The organism is Spongiibacter thalassae, assembly GCF_012272835.1.
GTDB classification, from domain to species: domain Bacteria; phylum Pseudomonadota; class Gammaproteobacteria; order Pseudomonadales; family Spongiibacteraceae; genus Spongiibacter; species Spongiibacter thalassae.
This window is the reverse complement of record NZ_JAAWWK010000003.1, coordinates 517,550-539,244: the sequence shown is the minus strand read 5'-3', so window position 1 is coordinate 539,244 and position 21,695 is coordinate 517,550. Positions and strand designations below refer to the sequence as shown.

The window sequence follows — 21,695 nt, the reverse complement described above, 5'->3', positions numbered from 1 at the left end:
CGACTCTTCCGGCGGCGGCGGGGGCCGCATCGCACTGTACTACGACTCACTCAACGGCTTTGATCCGGCAGCTCAGGTCTCAGTAGTCGGTGGAGTCAAGGGCGGGAACAACTATGGAGATGGTCAGCCGGGTACTATTTACACAGAGTCAGTGGCGCGTGCTGGCTCGATTGTGTCGATGTCGCCTCAAGGACTGGTCGGCGCGTCTCCAGATTCGCTGACGGTAGTGTTCAATGTTTCAATAGATGCCGCAACGTTCACAGTGGACGATGTGGTGTTGCAGGGCCCGAGCGGGGCAATGAGCGTCAGTAGTATTGATCAACTGGATCAGGTCACATTTGCGATCATTCCTGTGAGTCCGCTGGACATGGATGGCGACTACACGGTGAGTGTAGGCCCGGATATTTTGAGTCTACAGGGCCAGGCAATGGAGGCGGTGTACGACGGAGCGCTCACTCTGGACACCACGCCGCCATCAGCGCCGAGCGTGGCCAACTACGCAGGATTTCCCGCGGAACATGCCCTGTCAACGAACAATGTAGCGCTGACCGGGACTAGGGATGTGGGCAGCTCAATTTACGTTAACGGCGCACAGTATGTTGCGGCCAATGACGATACCTGGAGCGCCGAGGTACCGCTGCAGCAGGGCATCAATGACCTTGCAGTTACCGCCCGAGATGCGGTTGGCAACGAGAGCACTGCGGTGGCATTGCGCTTTGAGGTAGACAGCATCGCGCCTGCCATTGCGGGCATGTCCCCTGCGAATGGCACCTACACGCGCACGGCGCCCTCGGTTTTCGCCATTGATGTTGTCGAGATCGGCAGCGGTCTGGATCTGGCGGGGTCCTCCCTGAGCGTGCTGCGCAATGGTGGTGAGGTATCTGGTACGTGGGGCCTCGAGGGGGATCAGATGATCTTCCAACCGAATTCTGCACTGACGGACGCCATCTATCAGGTCATTGTGACACTTCAGGATCAGGCGGGTCTGCGCTCCAGCCAGGGCAGCACCAGCTTCACCTTGGATCAGACCCCGCCGGACGCCCCAGGGATCAACTCTGTGCCTGATGTGGTCAACACGAGCACGATTCTGCTCTCAGGCAGCAAGGAAGCCTGGGCCTCCGTGTGGCTCAACGGCTCACAGTGGGTTCCCGGTACCGCCTCGACGACCTGGTCAAAAACGGTCACGCTGGTCGAAGGGGACAACGCCTTGACGCTGACCCAACACGATCGGGCCAGCAATGAGAGCAGAGCGGTAGTAATCAGCGTTAACTACAACAATACTGCACCGGGCGCCGTGCCGATGACCATCGACCCTGAAGGCGATGGCCTCAGCGTACAATTGGACTGGTCTGGCTACGACGAAGAGGCAAATGGGAATGATATTGCCCTCTATCGGGTGCTGCGATCGACCACCGCGTTTACGGATCCGAATGCGGCAACCATCGCCGCGCAACTACCAGCAGGGATACAAAATTACAGTGCGGCGCCGCTGAGCCGTAACCAAGCGTACTACTTCGCAGTGCTGGCGGTAGACCAGGTCAGTAACGCCCTGGCCTCCGTCACGCCCACCGCCACAGCCCCTGTGGATGTGGTGGCGCCGGAAAACATCAGCGGCCTCGTGGTGACCTCAGGGGCGGACAGTTTGTCCTTTGTCTGGCAAGCGCCCGACGACCACGATGCCGATTTAGCCGGGTTTCGGATTTATCAGAACGATACCCTGCTGGCCTCCCACGCTCCGGCCACTACCACGTATTCCCTGAATAGCCTGGCCGCCGCCAGCGCGCACACCTTGCGCATTACCAGTGTTGATAACGACGACAATGAAAGTACCGGCCTCAGTCAAACTGGCGTCACCTGGCTGCCAAATCCGACCGGACTGAGCACCGAGCCGCTCAATGCGATGGTTGAACTGAGCTGGCAGGGCGCACAACCGGCCCAATTCATCAAGCACTACGCGATCTACATGGCTGATCAGCCGTTTACCGACATCTCTGCAATGACGCCTATTCTGACGGCTGGTGCTGGCAACAGTAGTATTCGCGTGGCGGGACTGACAAATGACCAAACGTACTACTTCGCAGTCGCCACGGTGAATACGTCAAATGGCGTAGATCCCGTCGTAATGTCTGTCGCGGGCACACCGGAAGCAGACACCGAAGGCCCGATACTCAGTGACTTCTTGTATGGCAGTACCAGTATTGGTGAGGGTGCGGTGCTAGCACGCCCCGCGCAGTTCAGTGTAACCGCGACGGACAAGAGCGGTATAGGTCGAGTCGAGTTCTATATCAACGATATATTGCTCGCGACCGATGCCAATGGTTCCGCCCACTATCGCGCGAACTGGGATATCAAAGCGGTCGACGACGGCAGTTACCTCCTGCGCGTGGTGGCATACGACACCCTGGAATACACACGGACACTCGAATACACCGTGCAAGTGGCCTTGGCAGCGCCCGATATACCGGCACTGACTGCACCTGTCGATGGCCTGGAAACTAATCTCAGCAGTATCACAGTCAGTGGTACTGCCGAACCTGACAGCCAGGCGCAGGTGTACAACAACGGCAGTGCGTCGGGGAATCCGGTCGTCGTCAATAGTACTGGGCAATTCAGTGCCCTGCTGTCGTTGGTAGAAGGCAGCAACGACATACGCGTGACGGCAAGCAACCGTGGTGGGGAAAGCGGGCAGAGCGCTGCCCGAACCGTGGTATTAAACAGTAGCTTGCCGCCCACACCCACAGGTCTGCTGGCCCAGGCGCGAGAGGGCGGCGAAGTCCGCCTGAGCTGGAGCCCAGTCACGGCTCAGAACTTCTCCCACTACAATCTGTATCGCCACAATGCGGATTTCGATGCTGTTGAACATGCAACGCGCATCAATAGCCAGCCCTTAACCCAGGCCAGCTATTCCGATTTGCCACCATCCGATGGCCGTTGGGTTTACCGTGTTGTTGCCGTGAATGACATCGGTACGGTGAGTGCGCCCTCAGCACAGGTCTCGGCCCTTGCTGACGCGACTGCGCCGACGGCGGTAGCCATCGACTATACCCCCTATGGCAATGTTGATCCGGCTACAGGGCGCATTGCTACCGGTGCAGTGGATGTGCATGTAACGGTCAGCGAGCCGTTGTTAACTACGCCCTTCCTCAGCATTACACCAACCAACGGGGTGCCGCTGCCTGTGCAATTGCAACGGGTGGATGATACCCACTATAGCGGCAGCTTTGAGATTACCCCGCTCACCCCTGGCGGCACCGCCTATGCCGTATTCTCAGCCCGTGATGTGTTGGGCAATCGCGGTACTGAAGTTGAAAGCGGCGCGACGATACAAATCGATACCGATGGCCCGGCCGTGAGTGAACTCACCGTGAATCCGGCCCACCCGATTCGCAACGACGAATCGGCGCCGGTTACAGTGGCGGTGACCATTACGCTGACTGAAGCATTGCAGGGCGGAGAGCAGCCAGCGCTAAGTTATCTTCTGTCCGGTGAGGGACGCAGCAACACCGCCATGCCCGATCGTGTACAGCTGGATGATGTTCGCTGGCGCTATAATTTTACCCTGCCCGGTGATGCCGGTCTGGATGCGCCGGAGTTGCTCAGCTTCAGCTTCCAGGCGGTGGACGACCTGGGTAATGTGGGTACGACATTGCCGCCCTCTCAGAGTATTCAGGTGTATCAGGGCGATCTGCCCCCGCTGGAAATCCCTGAGGGTCTGAGCGCGGTCGCTTTACCGGGCGGTGTTGTGCAACTTACCTGGCAGGCCGTGCCTGATGCTGCAGACTATCAGCTGTATCGTCAGGCACCCGGCGAAACCGGACTGACCGAACGGGTCCGCACCGGCGACGTGACCCTTTATGACGATCAGACCACGGTGGATGGTGAGTACCTGTACGCCATTGCCAGTGTGCGCAGTGTCAATAATCAGGAAACATTGAGCGCCCTGAGTGACCCCGTTAGCGTGACGGCGTTGTCTGTACCGCCAGAAGCCCCCACCGCATTAAACGTTGAGCTCACACCACAGGGTATCGCCGCCACCTGGCAGCATACCGGGGGCGAGGGCGTGACCTATACGCTCTATCGTGACAGTAGCAACAACATTGCCTCTGTCGATGGTCTGATCCCGGTGCGTGACGGCATTGCCTCTCTCTCCACCACTGATACTTCACCCGCTGCGCAATCACCGGGCTATGTCGTGACGGCGGTAGACGCTGCGGGAAATCAATCCGTGCCTTCCAATACCGCCTATCTGAATATTAGCTTGCTGCCGATATCCAGTGTTGACGTTACCTTGTCTGAAGGCGGTGAACCGCAACTGAACTGGACACATGACGGTAGCAATATCGATGGTTTCGATTTGTACCTGGGCGATCGGGATACCGGTCTTAAACTGAACGATGCCTTGATGACCTCAATGACGTACAGCGACTCAGGGTTTAATGGTGGCGAGCGCGTGTACACCCTCGTGGCCGTGGATCCAGCGGGCGAAGAAAGCTTGCCGCGCAGCCTGTTACTGCCGGCGCTCAGCGCCAGTTTGACGGAAGGTAGTCAAATATTGCGCGGCGTGATGAACCGCCTGACCTATCAGGTGGCGAATCTCGGGCAAACCGACGCGACGGGCATACAGGTTGTCGCGACCATTGGTGTCTACTCCGCGCAATCCGCCACATTCTCCCTGGCTGCAGGGGAGTCCACCTCAGTCGATGTGGTATTCGGCGGAGCGGCGGACCTGAGTAATGTGTCTTCGCTCACCACCTCCATTGAGACCAAACCCAACGTTGGCGAACACACCACGGCCACGCGGACCGGGGACATTATCGTCGGTGACGCCGGTCTGGTACTCAGTGTCGCCACCCGGGAATTCACCCGTGGCGCGACCGGCGAAGTGCAGTTCACCCTGGAGAACACGTCCGATGTGGATATTGAAATCGTGGTGGCGCGCAATAACGGCAACAGCGATTCTGATGAAATCCGCTACCAGCTTCGCGATCTGGACGGTAACGTGCTCAGCACCCAGGCGTTCCGCCAATTTGTGGGCAACGACGTGGTCACCCGGTCTGACGGCACGGTAGTGGCGGGTATTCCGGCAGGCGAAAGTTTTACCTCCGACTGGAAAACCCTGTCGGTGCCCGCCGCCGCGCCTGCTGAGATTACGGTTCGCCTCTATGTGGATACATTGCACTACCACCTGGGACGCAGCGATGCCGTGGCCATCGCGGGGCCCAGTACCAGCGCGACCCTCACTTTGATTGACACCCTGTACTACGGTAGCCTCAGTGGCATCACTCCAGCAAACTCATTTGGCGAAGAGCCGATTGTGATCAGCGGTCAGGCTCTGACGAGAGCCGATAACGCACCACTGTCTTCAGTGCCCTTGACATTGGTCATTAAGGGCAATGGGTTTGAGCGCAGTATCGAGGTATATACCGATGAACAGGGTGGATTTAGTCACGCCTTTGAACCCTTAAAAGGGGAATCCGGTGTATACACGGTCTCGGTGATTCACCCCGACATTCAGGATCGGCCGGTTCAAGGGACGTTTGCCATTAGCCGGGTTTCGGTCAGCCCCTCGAAGGCCTCGCTATATACCGCCTACGGTCAGCATGACACGATTCCTGTCACCCTGCGCTCCGGTCCAGGAACGACCGCCAGCAATCTTCGGGTGGAGCTCCACCCTGACACGCCATTGGCAGCAGGCGTGACGTTGGATATCGGCCAACACCTGAATCTCGGCCAGAACAGCAATGGCACCATCGATCTCGACTTCACAGCCGACCATACCGCAGAGTCGCAGGGGCAGTTCGCCGTTCAGGTCTTCAGCGATGAAAGTGGTGATACACCGCTGGCGAGCATACCAGTGACCTACTTGCTCGATGAAGCACTGCCATCGCTGTACTGGTATCCAAACTATGTGGAAACCGGCGTCGCTCAGGATGAAAGCGTGAGCGCCAATTTTACCCTTGAAAACCGCGGTCTCGCCGAAATGGTCAATGTCCGTGTCCGTCTCGTCGATACCGGAGGGAACGCGGCGCCGTCCTGGCTGTATCTGGCTGTGCCGGAGCAACAGGGCAGTTTGGCCGTGGGTGAGCAGCGTCCGCTGCAAATCATTGCCAGCCCGCCAGCCAGCCTCGCGGAAGGCCAGTATCAGTACAAACTTCGCATCAGTAGCGACAACCATCCGGTCCGCGAGGCCAATGTGTTTGTTGCGGTCACTCAGTCCGGTATCGGCGGCGCCTTGTTCAAAGTCTCCGATATCTACACAGCAACGCTGGATGGCACCGGCCAGGTCATTGAAGGCTTGTCTGGCGCCAAAGTGCGGCTCATTAACGAAGAAGTGGCGGCCGTTGAATTCAGTCTGACCACAGATGCCAGCGGGGAAGCCCTGTTTTCGGAGATTCCTTCGGGGAATTACCTCTACCGGATCAGTGCGCCTAACCACGCCGATGGCGCGGGACGTCTGCGTGTTTTGCCAGGCGTTGTGGCCAGTGAAAACTTTTTCCTCGACTACAACCTGGTCACCGTTGAGTGGTCGGTCAACGAAGTGACTATTGAAGACCGTTACGATATCACCGCGACAGCCACCTATGAAACGAGCGTACCGGCCGCCGTAGTGATCGTGGAGCCACTGAGTATCAATATTCCCAACCTGACAGTGGGAGAGGTTTATTATGGCGAACTGCGCATTACCAATTACGGGCTGATTCGGGCGGATAACCTCCAGGTGGACTTGCCACCAAGCGACGACTTCTACCGCTACGAATTGATGGTCGGATTGCCGGATACCATTGAAGCTAATGAAAGCCTCGTTGTGCCGTATCGAATCGTGATGCTGCAATCTCACGAACCGGATGGCGATGCCACAGGGGGTGGTTGCTACAACTACACCGCCAAGGGAGAGGTCAGCAGCGATTACACCTGTGCGAATGGAGATACTGCCGACCAGGAGCTGCCAATGGAGTGGAACCGCAGCGATAGTAGTAGCTGTGGCTCCGGTGGCCCCGGTGGGGGAGGTGGCGCTGGTGGAGGTGGCGGCTACTGGTCCGCGGGTGGAGCTGGCGGCAGCTTTGGCGGCGGCGGAGGCGGCGGATTCCTGCGCGATGATAAAACGGGCGGCATACCCGCTTGTCGGGCACCGAAAGGAGATGGCGCAAGTTGTCCGAGCCCGGGAAATGGGGCGGGCAGTTAAGATGATCAAGAAAGGACGCGTGACCACGATGATCAAACAACGAAGGGCGCTGCTTCAACGCAAGCTGGTTACATTTGGCGTAGTGTTACTGGCGCTTGTGTCTATTCCCGCATTCGCGGCGCCAGGCATCACCTACCAATTTGAAGGGGCGGATTACTCTACCGGCTACTACGAAGAAACTGCCATCGACCTGCGTGTTAAAGTGCAGGGCGGATTTGTTTCTCACAAACGTCAGCTCAAAAACGGAAGGACCTGGCAGTTCAATCCTGACTGGGCGGATCTTCAGGTACGGTATAAAGCCGATAACGATCCCGCGGTGGATCCCCCCAGCCTTATCCTGCGCAATCAGTTTGTGTATTCCCGCGCGGGTGAAACGGATACCTATGTCTACGACGAGCGTCGCCGTATTACGCGTACGGTGGAAGGCTTTCGTTGGGAAGACCGGCAGGGCAATGTTATCCATTACAACAGTGCGGGTCGTCTGGTCTCCTACCACGATCGCAACCAGGTGTCTGTCTACGTTGAACGCGATGGTGAAGGCCGTATCTCCCAAGTCCAGGATCATCAGCACAATACCCTATTAACGTATACCTACACCGCCGAGGGCTTGTTACAAAAGGTCCAGGATTATAGCGGTAGAGAGGTGATCTACACCTACACTGATGGTGCACTGACACAGATCGAAGACGTGCTAGGCCATACCTGGCGTTATCGCTACGGTACAGAGACCTCCGGTACTGAAGGCCTGGTGGTCGAGCGTACCGACCCCGAAGGCCGAATGCGTAGCATCAACTACTTTGCGCAAGACTCAACGGTGTGCGCTCAATCGGTTGGGGGGCGCTGGGCATTTGACGAGGTTAATCAGCGCTGGTCATACCGCGGCGCGACCTGCCTCAAGTACCTCAACCTGAAATCGCGGCCGGTGTTATCGAGTATAACTGATAGCGAGGGCAGCCAGTCTTCTTATCAATTCAGTTACAACGAGGCCTCAAAGGAATCAAGCATTGCCATCGTGGATGGGGCCAACACTCTTAACACCCGTCGCTATAACAAAGATGGGGAAATCGTCGATACAGGGATCAACGGGCAAACAACACGGCGGGTGAACATTGCCAAGTCCAAACGCCGCCGTTCCAGTGTGGATGAAAACGGCAATACGACTACCACTGAGTATGACGAGTGGTTGAACATCACAAAGATCACCTACCCCGATGGCAGTCATGTCAGCAGAAAATGGGAGCCCACCTTTTCCAGCCTGCTGGAAGAAATCGACGAAAACGGTGTGATCACCCGATATGACTACGATGCCAAGGGCAACCGTATTCGTACCACTGAGGCGGTAGGGCTGCCTGAGCAGCGAGTCATTGAGTACAGCTACGACGCCTATGGCAACACCACTCAGATCCGCTTTATAGCCGATGCCAACACTGCAGAAGCGGTCATCAGCATGACCTACGATGCCTACGGCAATCTCAAGACCTATACCGATGGCGAAGGCCATACCACTGAATACTTAAGCCACGATGCCTTGGGCAATGCCCTTCAGAAAAAGGATGCACGGGGCCAAACCTGGTCCCGGCAGTACGATGCCACGGGTAATCTGACCCACCACACCACAGCACTGGGCCATATCACCACCCTGGCTTATGACAAGGTCGGGAACCTCAAAACTCTGACCAAGCCTGGTAATGCCGTTACCACCATGGACTACGACGGGCGTAACCGACTCATTCAAACCACCAACCCTCTGGGGGCCAGCATTGCGCTCGCTTACAATGGCGGCAACCGGCCTATCCGGGTGACCGATGCCCTGGGGAATAGCGTATACCTGCAGTACACCCCGGAAGGTAAACCTGCGTCCATAACTGATGCGATGGGAAACACGGTCTCCATGAGCTACGGCGATGCAGAAGGCAAACTCCAGAATCTGCTCACGGCCATCCACTTCCCGACCTATACCCAGACCCTGCACTACGACAACCGTTACCGGGTCATACAGAGTGACGATGAGACTGAGGGCAGTCCTATCCGTACGAGCCGGTCGGACTACGACAAGGCTGGCAACCGCATCACCGTCACCGATGCCCTCAGCCGAGTCACCCACAATACCTACGATGGCCTACAGCGTATAACACGCATGACCGATGCGGCTCAGGCTCTCACCCAGCTCCAGTACGACAGCCGGGACAACCTGATTGCCGTCACAAATGCCAAAGACGTAGCGATTCGCCAATACCAATATGACGGCAATAACCGACAGACCGCGGAAACTCTGCCCAGCGGTGCTGCATTTACTAACCAGTACGATGTCAATGGAAACCTGAGTGGATCGATTGATGCTAAAGGACAGGTCATCCACTACATTTATGACGATGACGACCGCCTGATCGAAACCCGCTACTTCAGCACAGAGGCCAGCGCGGAAGATCCCGCTAATGCCCAAAAACTTGTCACGTTCAGTTACGACCACCGCGATAATCTGACCGGATACGATGACGGCCAGACCAGCGCGACCTACCAGTATGATCTGGCTGACCGCATGACTCAGGTGACCGTCAACTACGGGGCCTTCACTCTCAGTTATGCCTACACCTACGATGCCAATAACAGGAAACAGTCCTTTACTGATCCGGACGGTATTACCTACACCTACAGCTACACCGCGAATGGCGAACTGGCCAGTGTAAACATCCCAGGTGAGGGCACGTATACGGTTAATGGGTACCAGTGGTCGCAGCCGACCCAGGCGACTTTACCAGGAGGCGGCAAGCGGCAGTGGACCTATGATGGTTTCCTGCGGCCTACCCAGATTACCGGGCTGGACCCGGGCCAGAACGCGGTGCAGCAGGATAGTTACACTTACAATGCGGTGGATAATATTCTGGGGCGCAACACCCTGAATGACAGCTATCAGTACGGCTACGATGCCGTTGATCGGCTGTTGGCGGTGACCTCCAACCAAGCGGAAAATGTCGGCTACACCTACGACCCGGTGGGCAACCGCCAAACCGATAGCACCGACCTCAATACAGAAAATGATCCCCATACATGGGTGTACGACGACAATGACCGGCTGATCCAGCGCGGGCCGATTACCTATACCTACGACGCCAATGGCAGTCTGATCAATAAAACGAACAACGAAACAAATGACGAAACCCGTTACACTTACAATATTGAAAATCGACTAAGCGAAATCAGAGATCAGAACGACGTCCTGATTGCCCGGTACAGCTATGACCCGTTCGGTCGGCGGCTCAGTAAAACAACAAACACTACCACCTATTACCTTTTCGCCCAGGAAGGGCTGGTGGCAGAAGCGGATACCATGGGCAGTATTACCACCAGCTATCTGTATAAGACAGATAGCACCTGGGGGACAGACCCGTTGCTGATTAATCAGAATGGGCAGGTGGGGTATTACCATAATGACCATCTGGGGACGCCGCAGAAAATTACAGCCAGAAGCGGGGCGGTGTTATGGAGTGCGACTTACAACGCGTTTGGGAAGGCCGCGATCACCACAAACACCATCGAAAACAACCTGCGGCTCCCGGGGCAGTACTATGACGAAGAGACAGGAACGCATTACAACTACTTTAGGGATTATGATCCGGAGAAGGGGCGGTACATCCAAAGTGATCCGATTGGGTTGAGGGGAGGAGTTAATACGTTTGCCTATGTGTTGGGGAATCCTTTGACGTATGCTGACCCTCTAGGGCTTCTCCAAGTAGATAGTACCTACGAAGCTTATAATCACTACTGGTCTGGGGATGGTCGTTCAGTTGAACTTGGGCCGAAAACAAAAGAAGCTATTAAAAATAGTACTGAGCAGAGATATAGGTCTGAAAGGATACGGTCTGGCTTGTCTCCGTCTCTAGATGGTAACTATGGAGTAAATGTTGAATCTGAGGTTTATCATGTTGGAGACACACCTATTTATTATTCGACTTTGTGTAATGGTGGAATATGCACTACGACATATACAAATAAAGACGATGGGTTTTGGGATCCGATCTATGATAGTGACAGGAAGGGGCCTGGAGGAGGTGAGTTCGGAACTCCTTTCGATTATGAGCCTTGGTCTTGGTCAGAAACTTACTCTAACCCTTATTTAGATTGCCCAAATAGATAAGGAAAAATGAAGAAAATTCTCTCAATACTTATTTTTATACTTTTAGTGCTTTCCGTAAGTTTAGAACGTCGAGCAGCTTTTTGTGGGACAAGCTTTATCCAGGCTGGCCAGCCTGCTGATTTCGCTTTTGACTGGTTTAATGGAAGCTTTCGGGTAAATGATAGTGAAGGATGGGGGCTTGTTTACCCGGGAGGAAGGATTGAGTTAGATGACTCTCCTGATGTTGAAGTAGTTAGAATAAAAAAATATAGCTCCAATGAAGAGGAGCTAATTTTATTGGTGGAGGATGCTAACTTAAAGGATTATTACTTTTCGTTGAAGGCCGCAGAGGGGGGTAGAGGCATAAAGTTTAAAAAGTTAAAAAAGAAGGATGCGGAAGGGATGGCAGTAAATTGGAAAAAAGTTGACCCTTCTGCATGTATGTGGGGGAAGGGGAATGTTTTTCAGATATTATTTTTTATCCTCATTTTGGTGCTTTCTTGGAAGTTATTTTTTAAAAGTAAATAGAAAGGAGCAGGAAAAAGGTGACAGATTTATTTAATTTCTCGTTCTAGAGCAGTGAAAAGGTAACCGTAGAGGGTGCACAAAAATCAGGAGGGTGCCCCCCACGCCTCGTGAACAAGCTGTAAAAACGAGCAGCGTGGTGCTGGGACAACCACTGCGTAGAGCGTAATCCGGCTAAGGCCGGAATAATGTAGCGGCAGGGGAATAAACCTCAAGGGATAGGGCGCCCCAAAATATGGGGTGACCCGAGAACAGGAATATTGTCGTCACTGGCTTCAGGAGAACCAGGTCTGATTTAGATCACGGAGCGAGTGACAAGTGCCTTACTGACTACGGCAAACATCGTTAGGAAAAGCGAATTACACAAGGAATGCAGGGAATGCTTAGGGTGCTTGCAGAACATCAGACATCTCATCAGGCTTTGAGTGGCGTTTACCGCCGCTGGCAAATCTGGTGCCTATGGGGACTGACCCTGCTTTGCCAGTTCGCCATGCCGGTCGCTGCCGCCGAAAACGAAGCCGTTTGTGCCACGGTCAAAATCGACATTCAGCAGGAGCTCACTTTTGAGCGTCAGGGCTTTGAAGCCCATATGCGGATTAACAATGCCCTCGACACCCTCGCTCTGGAAAATGTCACTGTCGATGTTTACTTCAGCGACGCCAACGGCGATCCCGTATTTGCCAGCTCCGACCCGAATTCCAGTTCAGCCAGTTTCTTTATTACGGTGCGCGATCTTGAGAACATCGACAGCGTCAGCAGCGGGACCATTGCCGCGTCTGCCTCTGCCGATGTACGCTGGCTGATCGTTCCTGCACCAGGCGCCGCTGTCGATGCCCCCGCTGGCGTGCGTTATTTTGTCGGCGCCACCCTCTCGTATGTCGCTGGCGGCAAAGAAGAGAGTATTGAGGTAGTGCCGGATTCTATCCTGGTGAAGCCCATGCCACGGCTGACGCTGGATTATTTTCTGCCCCGCGAAGTACATGGCGATGATGCCTTTACTCAGGAAATTGAACGCGCCGAGCCCTATACACTGGGTGTCCGTGTACTGAACAATGGCCAAGCTGCTGCGAAGAACGTCAAAATTGAATCGGCGCAACCGCGTATTGTCGAAAACGAGCAAGGTCTGCTGGTCGGCTTTGAAATTCTGGGGAGTTTCGTTAATGATCAACGTGCTACTCCCTCTCTGCTGTTGAACTTCGGTGATATTGCCGCCTCGGGCGCCGCGATGGGGCGCTGGAACATGTCGACCAGTCTTTCCGGACAATTTACGGAGTTTGAGGCCAGCTTTTCCCATTCAGACGAGTTAGGCGGCAGTTTGACCTCGCTCGTGGAAGCGACCAATACCCATTGGTTGATTCACGATGTGCGGGTGGACTTGCCTGGCCGCGATGCCGTGCGGGACTTTCTCGCCGATGAGGGAGAGGCTCTCATCGTCTACGAGTCCAATGGCACTGCCACCAGCGTCGTAGACCATTCGTCAGGATCCAGTATGACCTTGACGTCGAGTGCGGCAGGTCTCCATACCTTTGAGCTGCAAGCACCGGCGGAGGCGGGCCTCAGTTATATACAGTTGCCTGACCCAAGCAACGGCACACTGGATATCAGTAATATGGTGCGTGCTGATGGCAAGTCGATCGATTCGGCCAATGTGTGGTTGTCGCGCAAGCGTAATGCCGATGGCGTGGCCTGGGACTATTTTATCAACGTTTTTGATGCGGCCACTTCCGGTCACTACGAGGTGGTGATGGCGCCGCGCGTGGTGGAGTCTCAAGCCCCATCGCTGGCATTTATTGGTGACAAAACGACCTATGAAGGCGGTCAAAGCTCGTTCATCGTTCAGGCCAGTGATTCGGCCAACCAGCCCATTTCCCTGAGTGTTTTCCCCTTGCCGCCGGGCGCGACCTTTGTGGATCAGGGGGAGGGCGGTGGCCAATTTACCTGGTTCCCTCAGGATGGTCAGGCCGGTGTGTATGAAATGCAGTTTTCCGCCGACAACGGAGAATTGCAGGATACCCGCACGGTGCGCATCACTGTCTACCCATGGTGGGACCCGGATGGCAGTCTTACCGCACAGTCCGAAGAGGATGAAAATTCACAGACTGAAGACCCGGCAAATGGCGCTGCGATAGCCGGTTTCCCGGTTGAAAGCGGTACCGCCGCCATGGGCGAGTCCTGGGAGCACATACCCCTGCAGCAGAGCTTCACCCGGCCTGTACTGATTCTTGGCACCGCATCAGAAACATCTCCCGCGCCAGGACTGGCCCAGGCGCAATCGTTGCGCTCAGATGGTGTCCAGCTGCGATTCCAGCAATGGCCTGATTTACCCGAGGAAGATGCCGAAGAATCCGTCCCCTATCTGGTCATGGAAGCAGGACGCTACCGCTTGATGGATAATAGTGTATGGGAAGTCGGGACCATCGATGTGGCGGGCGCCAACACCTGGCAAGCATTTGAGTTTCACTGGCCCTTCGCGGGCACGCCTGAAGTTTTCTTGACCCTGCAGTCCGCCAATGGTGACCTCACCCTAGTGCGAGCACGCAATGTTTCTGCTCAGGGTTTTGAGCTGGCATTGTTGCCCCAAAACGCCTCGGAGGAAGGAGACCCGGTTCTGCCGGAGCGAGTAGGGTATTTGGCTATTCTGCCACCAGATACGTCGCCGAATATCGACTTTGAAGAAGGCTCTCACACCTACGAACTGGCGCAATTGACGCTGGCTGAGGGCTATAACGCCTTTGCCGAAGGCTTTATCCACCTGCAGGCGCCTGACGAGATAACGACCCTGGTGACAGAGCAGGGATCAGCCTTGTCGCTTGATGGTATGCTCTTTAGCCAATTGATCACCGACCACAACCATGTCGCGACCTTCCTTCGCGACGGTGCACCACGGGTTGCACCGGTGAGCTTTAGCCTCGCATCGGGCACCTACACCACTGAACAATCTGTCACGTTCGCCACCGACACTGAGGAGGCGGAGATTCGCTATACCACGGATGGCAGCGATCCCACGGAGACCTCAACGCTTTACACCGATGCCCTGACACTTCCGCTGAATTCTACAACGGAATTGAAAGCCAAAGCCTTTAAATCCCGCTGGCGGGCCTCTGAACTGGCGCACGCACATTACGTGATCACCGGGACGGTAGCGACGCCGGTGACCAGTGTCGCACCCGGTACCTATAGCGATGTGCAATATGCAGAGCTAAGCGCCGACCCAACTACGGCGGAAATCCGCTACACCGTGGACGGCAGCGATGCTACGTCTACCTCTATGCTGTATACCGGCCCGATTGAGTTGCCGCTGAACAGTGAAATAACGCTTCGCGCCCGCGCATTCCAGACGGACTGGGTTGATTCCGAGGAACTGGTGGCGTCCTACACCATTACCGGCACCGTGGACGCGCCAACCTATAGTTTGGCGCCGGGCATATACACCAGCGAACAATTGCTGGACATTGCTACCACCACGCCTGACGCTGACATTCGCTACACCCTGGACGGCAGTGAGCCCGGGGCGACCTCAACACCGTATAGCAGCGCCATTGCCTTGCCACTGGATAGTACGATCACCCTTCGGGCGAAGGCGTTTAAAACAGACTGGGTGGATTCGGCCACGACCGACGCCACTTACGTGATTACTGGCACGGTGGCGGCGCCCACATTCAGCCTGGAAGAAGGGCTCTATACCACCGCGCAAACCGTGACGCTGAGTACGGCAACCGCGAATGCCGACATCCGCTTTACCACCGATGGCAGCGAGCCCACGGCCGGTTCAGCACTCTATACCGGGGCGATTGACTTGCCGTTGGATAGCCACACCACGCTGCGTGCCAAAGCCTTCCGGGCGGACTGGGTCGACTCGGTTACGTCGCAGGCGAGCTACCAAATCACCGGCACCGTGGCAACGCCGACCTTCAGTCTGGAGGCAGGGCTGTACACCACAGCACAGACGGTGGAACTTGGCACCGCAACAGCCAATGCTGAGATTCGCTACACCACGGACGGCAGCGAGCCCACTGCAGAATCGGCGCTGTATACCAGTGCGATTGCGCTGCCGTTGGACAGTTCAACCACGCTTCGCGTGAAGGCTTTCCGCACGGACTGGATTGACTCCGGGACGGCAGAAGCCTCTTACGTCATTACGGGCACAGTATCGGCGCCGGAATTCAGTTTGGACGCCGGGCTATACACGACAGCCCAGGTTGTGACGCTAAGCACGTCCACGGCTAACACAGAGATCCGTTATACCACGGATGGCAGTACGCCCTCGGCGCATTCACCTCTGTACACCGGTGCTATCGATTTGCCTCTCGACAGTACAACGACGCTTCGTGCAAGAGCGTTCCGGACAGACTGGGTGGATTCTGCTACGTCAGAGGCAACCTATGTGATTACTGGTACAGTGGCCACACCGACGTTTAGTCTTGAAGCAGGACTGTATACGACGGCGCAAACGGTCGAACTGAGTACGGCGACCGCCAACGCTGAGATTCGTTACACCACCGATGGTAGCGAACCGACAACCACATCGACACTGTACAGTGGTGCGATTGAGCTGCCACTGGACAGCACGACCACGCTGCGTGTGAAAGCATTCCGTGAAGACTGGGTGGATTCGGCAAGGTCTGAGGCCAGCTATGTCATCACCGGTACGGTGGCGACTCCTGGCTTCAGTCTGGACGAAGGGCTGTATATGACCGCACAAGCCGTGGAACTGACTACCGCCACGGCGAATGCCGACATCCGTTACACCACGGATGGGACTGAACCCACGGCAACCTCCTTGCGTTACACCGAGGCTATATTGCTGCCGCTGGACAGCACAACCACAATTCGCGCCAAGGCATTCCGCGAGGATTGGGTCGATTCGGCGTTTGCAGAAGCCACGTATGTAATTACTGGCACCGTGGCGACGCCAGTGTTTAGTCTGGAGGCTGGCCTGTATACCTCTGCGCAGGGAGTGGAGCTGAGTACCGCAACCAGCAGTGCCGAGATACGTTATACCACCGATGGCAGTGAGCCGACGGTAACGTCGACCCTGTATTCCGACACGATTGAATTGCCACTCGACAGCACCACCACGCTTCGGGTTAAGGCCTTCCGTGACGACTGGGTGGATTCATTGACGGCGGAAGCAACCTACGTAATAACTGGCACGGTGGCGACACCAACCTTCAGTTTGCCAGCCGGTTCGTATACCACCGAACAAACGGTGGCATTAAGCACCACGACGGCCAATGCAGATATTCGTTACACGCTGGATGGCAGTGAGCCGAACGAGTCATCGGCGCGATACACCGATCCTCTGTCGTTGGCGATGAACACCACCACGGTGCTGACGGTTCGTGCGTATCGTACCGACTGGATTGCATCCGAAAGCGCTGCTGACACCTACTATGTCTATCCGCCGATCAGCGTTGAGGTGTCACCGGAGTTTGAAGCAAGCGGTGGACAACTGCCCGCCGGTGACACGCTATTGCTGACGCCCCAAGGGGGTAGCGGCAACTTTAGCGTGGAAGCCTTTGCCAATCCGCAAGGTATGACTGGACTCCTGGTCGATGAAGGGGGCGGTGGCTACAGCTTTATGGTGCCAAACACCGGGGCGTTTGCAGGCTACTATGACATTTACGTGACCGACCAGGAAACGGGCGACGTCCATTCGTTCAGTGTCGCGGTACCGTTTGGGGTGCACTTGTCTCCAACCACCTTGCTCGGCAGGGTGGGCGAGGCCACTGTTGTCGTTACCGGGGCCACGGCGGGCGAGAATATGAGCTTCGAGATTTTGGATGGCAATGGCAACACCGATAGCTATGGCGATATCGCCATCATCGACGCGACAGCCGTAGCTACCGATAACGCGCAGGAGGCCAACCCGGCCACAGTGGGCATCGACGCTGCTGACGTTATTCAGCGTGAGCCATTCCGGGCCAAGGTGATACCGGAATCAAGCCATCTTTATGTGGACGCCTACTCGGAAGTTGGCGAGGTCGAGCCTGCATTAACCTATCGCGGCGAAGTGGTCACATCAGCGGGCAATCCCGTCAGTAACGCATTGATCGCAGTGCAGAACCTGCAGGATGCGCATGGGGAGCCGTACGCGGCCAGGACGGACACCGATGGACTCTTTGAATTCGCTGCGCCGAAAATCGGGAGCGATTCACATACCTTGAGAATCGAGGCAGATGGCTATGCGACTATCGATCGCCAGGGAAGCGACTGTGAGGCCTTCGATGAGCATCCGGCATGCATGGTTGTTGTCGACCCGGATCCGCAATCATCGCGTCCGCTGTTCTCGCCCTCCGGTGGCACCTACAACGAATCAACCTCCGTCGTGATCCAGAGTGATACGACGGATGCCACGATTCGATACACGCTGGATGGAACGACGCCGACTCGCTTCAGTGGCATCGAACTCAGTAATGGAGGGTCGGTACACATCGATATTAATCGAACTCTGACAGCCATTGCGTACACGCCAACCCGACCTGAATCGGAAGTGACAGTGGCGGAGTACGCTATTCGTGCGGCGAAGCCAACAATGTCAACAGCGGAAGGCTTGAGCCTGGGAACGATCGCCAGCATTAGCGTTTCACCCACGGTAGTCACTGTTCATAGCGATACTGAGAATGCCCTGATCCGTTACACGTTGGATGGCAGCGACCCGACGCCAACGCATGGATTCGAAATCGCCAATGGTGAAAGCTTCGAGTTACATGGGCCAGCTTTGGTGAAGGTCATTGCGTTCCGCGCCGATATGACAGAGTCGGAAGTGACCGCGACGCTATTTGTCGCTGTACCCAATGTGGAATCCTTATAGGATGGCGGCAAATCGTGACGCTACGCGGGGTAAGGCGTTGCCAGGTCATATTGAATGGTGGGAAGGTGCGCCGCCGAGAAAAATGTCAAGGGACCGAAAACCCTCGACTCATGGATATAGGCACAATGTGGGTAAAACGTCGATGCGAAATGCCGGTTTATGAGCCAGCGTAAATCTACAGCCTGGTCCCACCAAGACGAACAGGCGGTTGACGGAACAGGTGTAATTACTGTGGCCGTCGCCGCATTTTCATTGTTCATCCTCTATGGCGGGGGCCACACGTACTTTGTTCCTGTTCTGGATCATGCCAATTTGGCCTTCCACGAAGCTGGCCATGTGTTTTTCGGTATCTTCGGCTATACCGCAGGGCTGTATGGCGGCACCTTGGGGCAGCTGGTGTTTCCTGCCGCTGTAGTGGTGTCGTTCCTTCGACGCGCCGCCCCAGTGCAAGCGGCGCTGGGAATGCTTTGGTTTTTCCAGAACCTGTTGAATATCGCCCGCTATGCCGCCGATGCCAGAGCCCAACAGCTGCCACTCGTTGGGGGAGGGGAGCACGACTGGTTTAACATCTTTTTACGGTGGAATGCCCTTGGGGCTGATACGGCGTTTGCGGCCACGCTGTCTACCATTGCCTGGTTTGGGATGTTGGGGACGGTTGCCTGGCTCACTCGGCTTTGGGTTAAGGCAAGGTAATCATTGACCGGTTCAATGGCCTTTGTACGCATTGCGCTGTTCGGCATAGCCCAATTCACACGGATCCCTCAATATTTCCTATACTCTATAGTATTCGACATAGTGTTTCAAGGCGTGTAGGATAAGGCTTATTCACAGCCCTTAACCTTGAAAGCTGGGACATATGGCCATACCCAAACCCACGCCGTTGTATCCGACGTACACTGAATTGAACGAATTTCGTTTCGATGAATATCCGCAGCTCAAAGCCTTTCTCGAATCAGGTGAACCTTGGTGGCTAAAACATTGGCATTGGGGCCAGGAATTTCTTCTGTATACCGGCCGCAATAAATCCGAGCATACCTACAAGCGGTTTCGTAATGAAACTGAGCGCTTCTTATTATGGGTGTTTCTGTTCAAAGAAAAGTCCATGGAACAGCTTCGAAAATCAGACATCCTTGATTACGCTGACTTTTGCTGGCAGCCGCCGGCGTCCTGGATCTGCCTTGCCAACCACGATAAATTTCTTTTTGCCAATGGGCTTTACACGCAGAACCCCGAATGGGCTCCATTCAAACTCAAGCTGCCCAAGTATACGGATTCCGATCGGAAGCCCGACAAGAAAAAATACCGCCCCTCACAACAGACCCTGACCGCTACGTTCACGGGGATTATCGCGTTCTACAAATACCTGATGAATGAAGAATATTTGTATGGCAATCCAGCGCAAATCGCCAAAGGAGACTGCCCCCATTTCATCAAGGATGCTCAAGTAAAGGAAGTTCGTCGTTTAACCGATTCACAGTGGCAATATGTCTACGGCGTCGTCCATGAACTCGCCGAGGAAGACTATATTTTCGAACGCAGCCTGTTTGTGATATGTGCTTTGAAAACGCTGTTTTTACGTATTTCCGAGTTCTCAGAGCGGCCTAATTGGTCCCCGATCATGAGTCATTTTTGGCAGGATACGGATGGAAACTGGTGGTTAAAAATCTATGGCAAAGGCCGAAAATTACGCGACATCACAGTACCGGACAGCTTTATTCCTTACCTTAAGCGGTACCGCGCTTTCCGTGGCTTGAGCCCTTTGCCTGGACCAAGCGAAAACCTGCCTATCGTTGAAAAAATCCGTGGTCAAGGTGGCATGACGTCTCGCCAGCTTACCCGCATCGTACAGGAGGTATTCGATAAGGCTTACGATAGGATGCGTGAAGACAAAGGTGAAGACAGCGCCCGTAAACTGAAAGAAGCATCTACACACTGGCTACGCCACACCGGGGCCAGCATGGAGATTGAGCGTGGACGGGCCTTAAAAGACCTGTCCGAAGATCTGGGTCATGCCAGTATGGCCACCACAGATACGGTCTATGTCCAGACAGAAAAGCGTGTCAGGGCCGAAAGCGGCAAATCTAGAAAGGTAAATTAATAGAATAAAAACAGAATGTTATAGCGAAATACGAGACAAAATGATCAGAATGACTCAGCACACCTATTAATGATATTTAAGCGGATTTTTGGCATGAAGGTGCAGTTTCAAGCAAAAACGAGCTTTTATTAGCAATTATTAGGCAGCTTTAATAATTTGCCCTATATCAGTCCGGTATTTCACGACCCGCAGGTTTCATGTTCAACCAGTCACGATCCTGTTGATCCAGTCCAAAATCCTCAGTCACTCCGACATCTGAGTTGAAAAAGGAATCCCATTGTCCGACTTTAGCCGACGAGCCATCCGGAGTTAGAGCTTCTTCAAAGAAAGTGTGAACGGATGTCCAGTCAGGAAACTTTTTACTACCAAAGAGAATCAAGGAGCCCTTAAAGCGGTCTTGCCCTTTTCCTGAAGCCATATCATCAATCAGGTAGTGGCCTTCATTGAGGTTTTTGTGGGGGGTGATGATGAGATTTTTCACCACGGACAAGCCCAGATATTTTTCGACCCAGTCACGTTTTTCAGAATAGCAATGGGAGTTATATACCGACGGCGCCGTCAGTATATAAACATCTGAATTTGGGTGGTCGTTTAGCCAACGATACGTATCGATGGCGCCTGGTAAAGGGTTCATACCTATATACATACCAGGCTGGCTTTGAGGGAATTCTAAGTCAGGGAACAAAGCCTTCTGTCTAGCCCATGCTTCCTCGTAGTCACAGAGTACATGATCCATATCCACGTAAATTATCGTTTTAGAACCCTTAATCACACTTTTTCCTCGGGAAGTTCAAAACATTAGGTAGTAAATTACCACAAAATCAGTTAGTTAGGGTTTTGTACGAAAGTTAGCCCCTGGATATGTCGAAACACCCATATGTCGAAACACCCGATAAAGGGATTTATTCGACATATCGCTACACTTGCAAGCAAGCGGTTACCTGATTGCTAACTTTGCGTG

7 protein-coding genes are annotated in these 21,695 nt (G+C 54.8%); 6 read left to right on the top strand and 1 reads right to left on the bottom strand.

What is annotated here, in order from left to right; genetic code table 11:
* Positions 1-298: 298 nt before the first annotated feature.
* The 6 genes from HCU74_RS11205 (at position 299) to HCU74_RS11165 (ending at position 20,734) form a co-directional block, all read left to right on the top strand.
* Positions 299-7,183, top strand: a complete 6,885-nt coding sequence (locus HCU74_RS11205; RefSeq protein ID WP_210425237.1) for an Ig-like domain-containing protein — start codon at positions 299-301, stop codon at positions 7,181-7,183.
* Positions 7,095-11,318 (top strand): RHS repeat-associated core domain-containing protein, encoded by a 4,224-nt coding sequence (locus HCU74_RS20035; protein WP_345889683.1) that lies wholly within the window; start codon positions 7,095-7,097, stop codon positions 11,316-11,318. Before HCU74_RS11205 ends, HCU74_RS20035 begins: the two co-directional genes overlap by 89 nt.
* Positions 11,319-11,324: 6 nt before the next feature.
* On the top strand, positions 11,325-11,825 hold the full coding sequence (locus HCU74_RS11180) for a hypothetical protein (protein ID WP_168450487.1): 501 nt from the start codon (positions 11,325-11,327) through the stop codon (positions 11,823-11,825).
* A gap of 376 nt (positions 11,826-12,201) precedes the next feature.
* A complete protein-coding gene (locus HCU74_RS11175; protein ID WP_168450486.1) occupies positions 12,202-18,636 on the top strand; it encodes a chitobiase/beta-hexosaminidase C-terminal domain-containing protein in 6,435 nt (2,144 codons plus the stop codon).
* A gap of 159 nt (positions 18,637-18,795) precedes the next feature.
* Positions 18,796-19,329: a hypothetical protein gene (locus tag HCU74_RS11170; RefSeq protein WP_168450485.1), complete on the top strand. Its 534-nt coding sequence runs from the start codon at positions 18,796-18,798 to the stop codon at positions 19,327-19,329.
* A 163-nt stretch (positions 19,330-19,492) separates the two neighbouring features.
* On the top strand, positions 19,493-20,734 hold the full coding sequence (locus HCU74_RS11165; RefSeq protein WP_168450484.1) for a tyrosine-type recombinase/integrase: 1,242 nt from the start codon (positions 19,493-19,495) through the stop codon (positions 20,732-20,734).
* A gap of 166 nt (positions 20,735-20,900) precedes the next feature.
* Here HCU74_RS11165 and HCU74_RS11160 read toward each other — a convergent pair whose 3' ends face one another.
* Positions 20,901-21,506 (bottom strand): 5' nucleotidase, NT5C type, encoded by a 606-nt coding sequence (locus HCU74_RS11160; RefSeq protein WP_345889682.1) that lies wholly within the window; start codon positions 21,504-21,506, stop codon positions 20,901-20,903.
* Positions 21,507-21,695: the final 189 nt, after the last annotated feature.

What these genes read in the sequence shown, in the direction of transcription:
- HCU74_RS11205 (WP_210425237.1), top strand. Translation starts at nt 299, where the DNA reads ATGAGCGTCAGTAGTATTGATCAACTGGATCAGGTCACATTTGCGATC.
- HCU74_RS20035 (WP_345889683.1), top strand. Translation starts at nt 7,095, where the DNA reads ATGATAAAACGGGCGGCATACCCGCTTGTCGGGCACCGAAAGGAGATG.
- HCU74_RS11180 (WP_168450487.1), top strand. Translation starts at nt 11,325, where the DNA reads ATGAAGAAAATTCTCTCAATACTTATTTTTATACTTTTAGTGCTTTCC.
- HCU74_RS11175 (WP_168450486.1), top strand. Translation starts at nt 12,202, where the DNA reads ATGCTTAGGGTGCTTGCAGAACATCAGACATCTCATCAGGCTTTGAGT.
- HCU74_RS11170 (WP_168450485.1), top strand. Translation starts at nt 18,796, where the DNA reads ATGAGCCAGCGTAAATCTACAGCCTGGTCCCACCAAGACGAACAGGCG.
- HCU74_RS11165 (WP_168450484.1), top strand. Translation starts at nt 19,493, where the DNA reads ATGGCCATACCCAAACCCACGCCGTTGTATCCGACGTACACTGAATTG.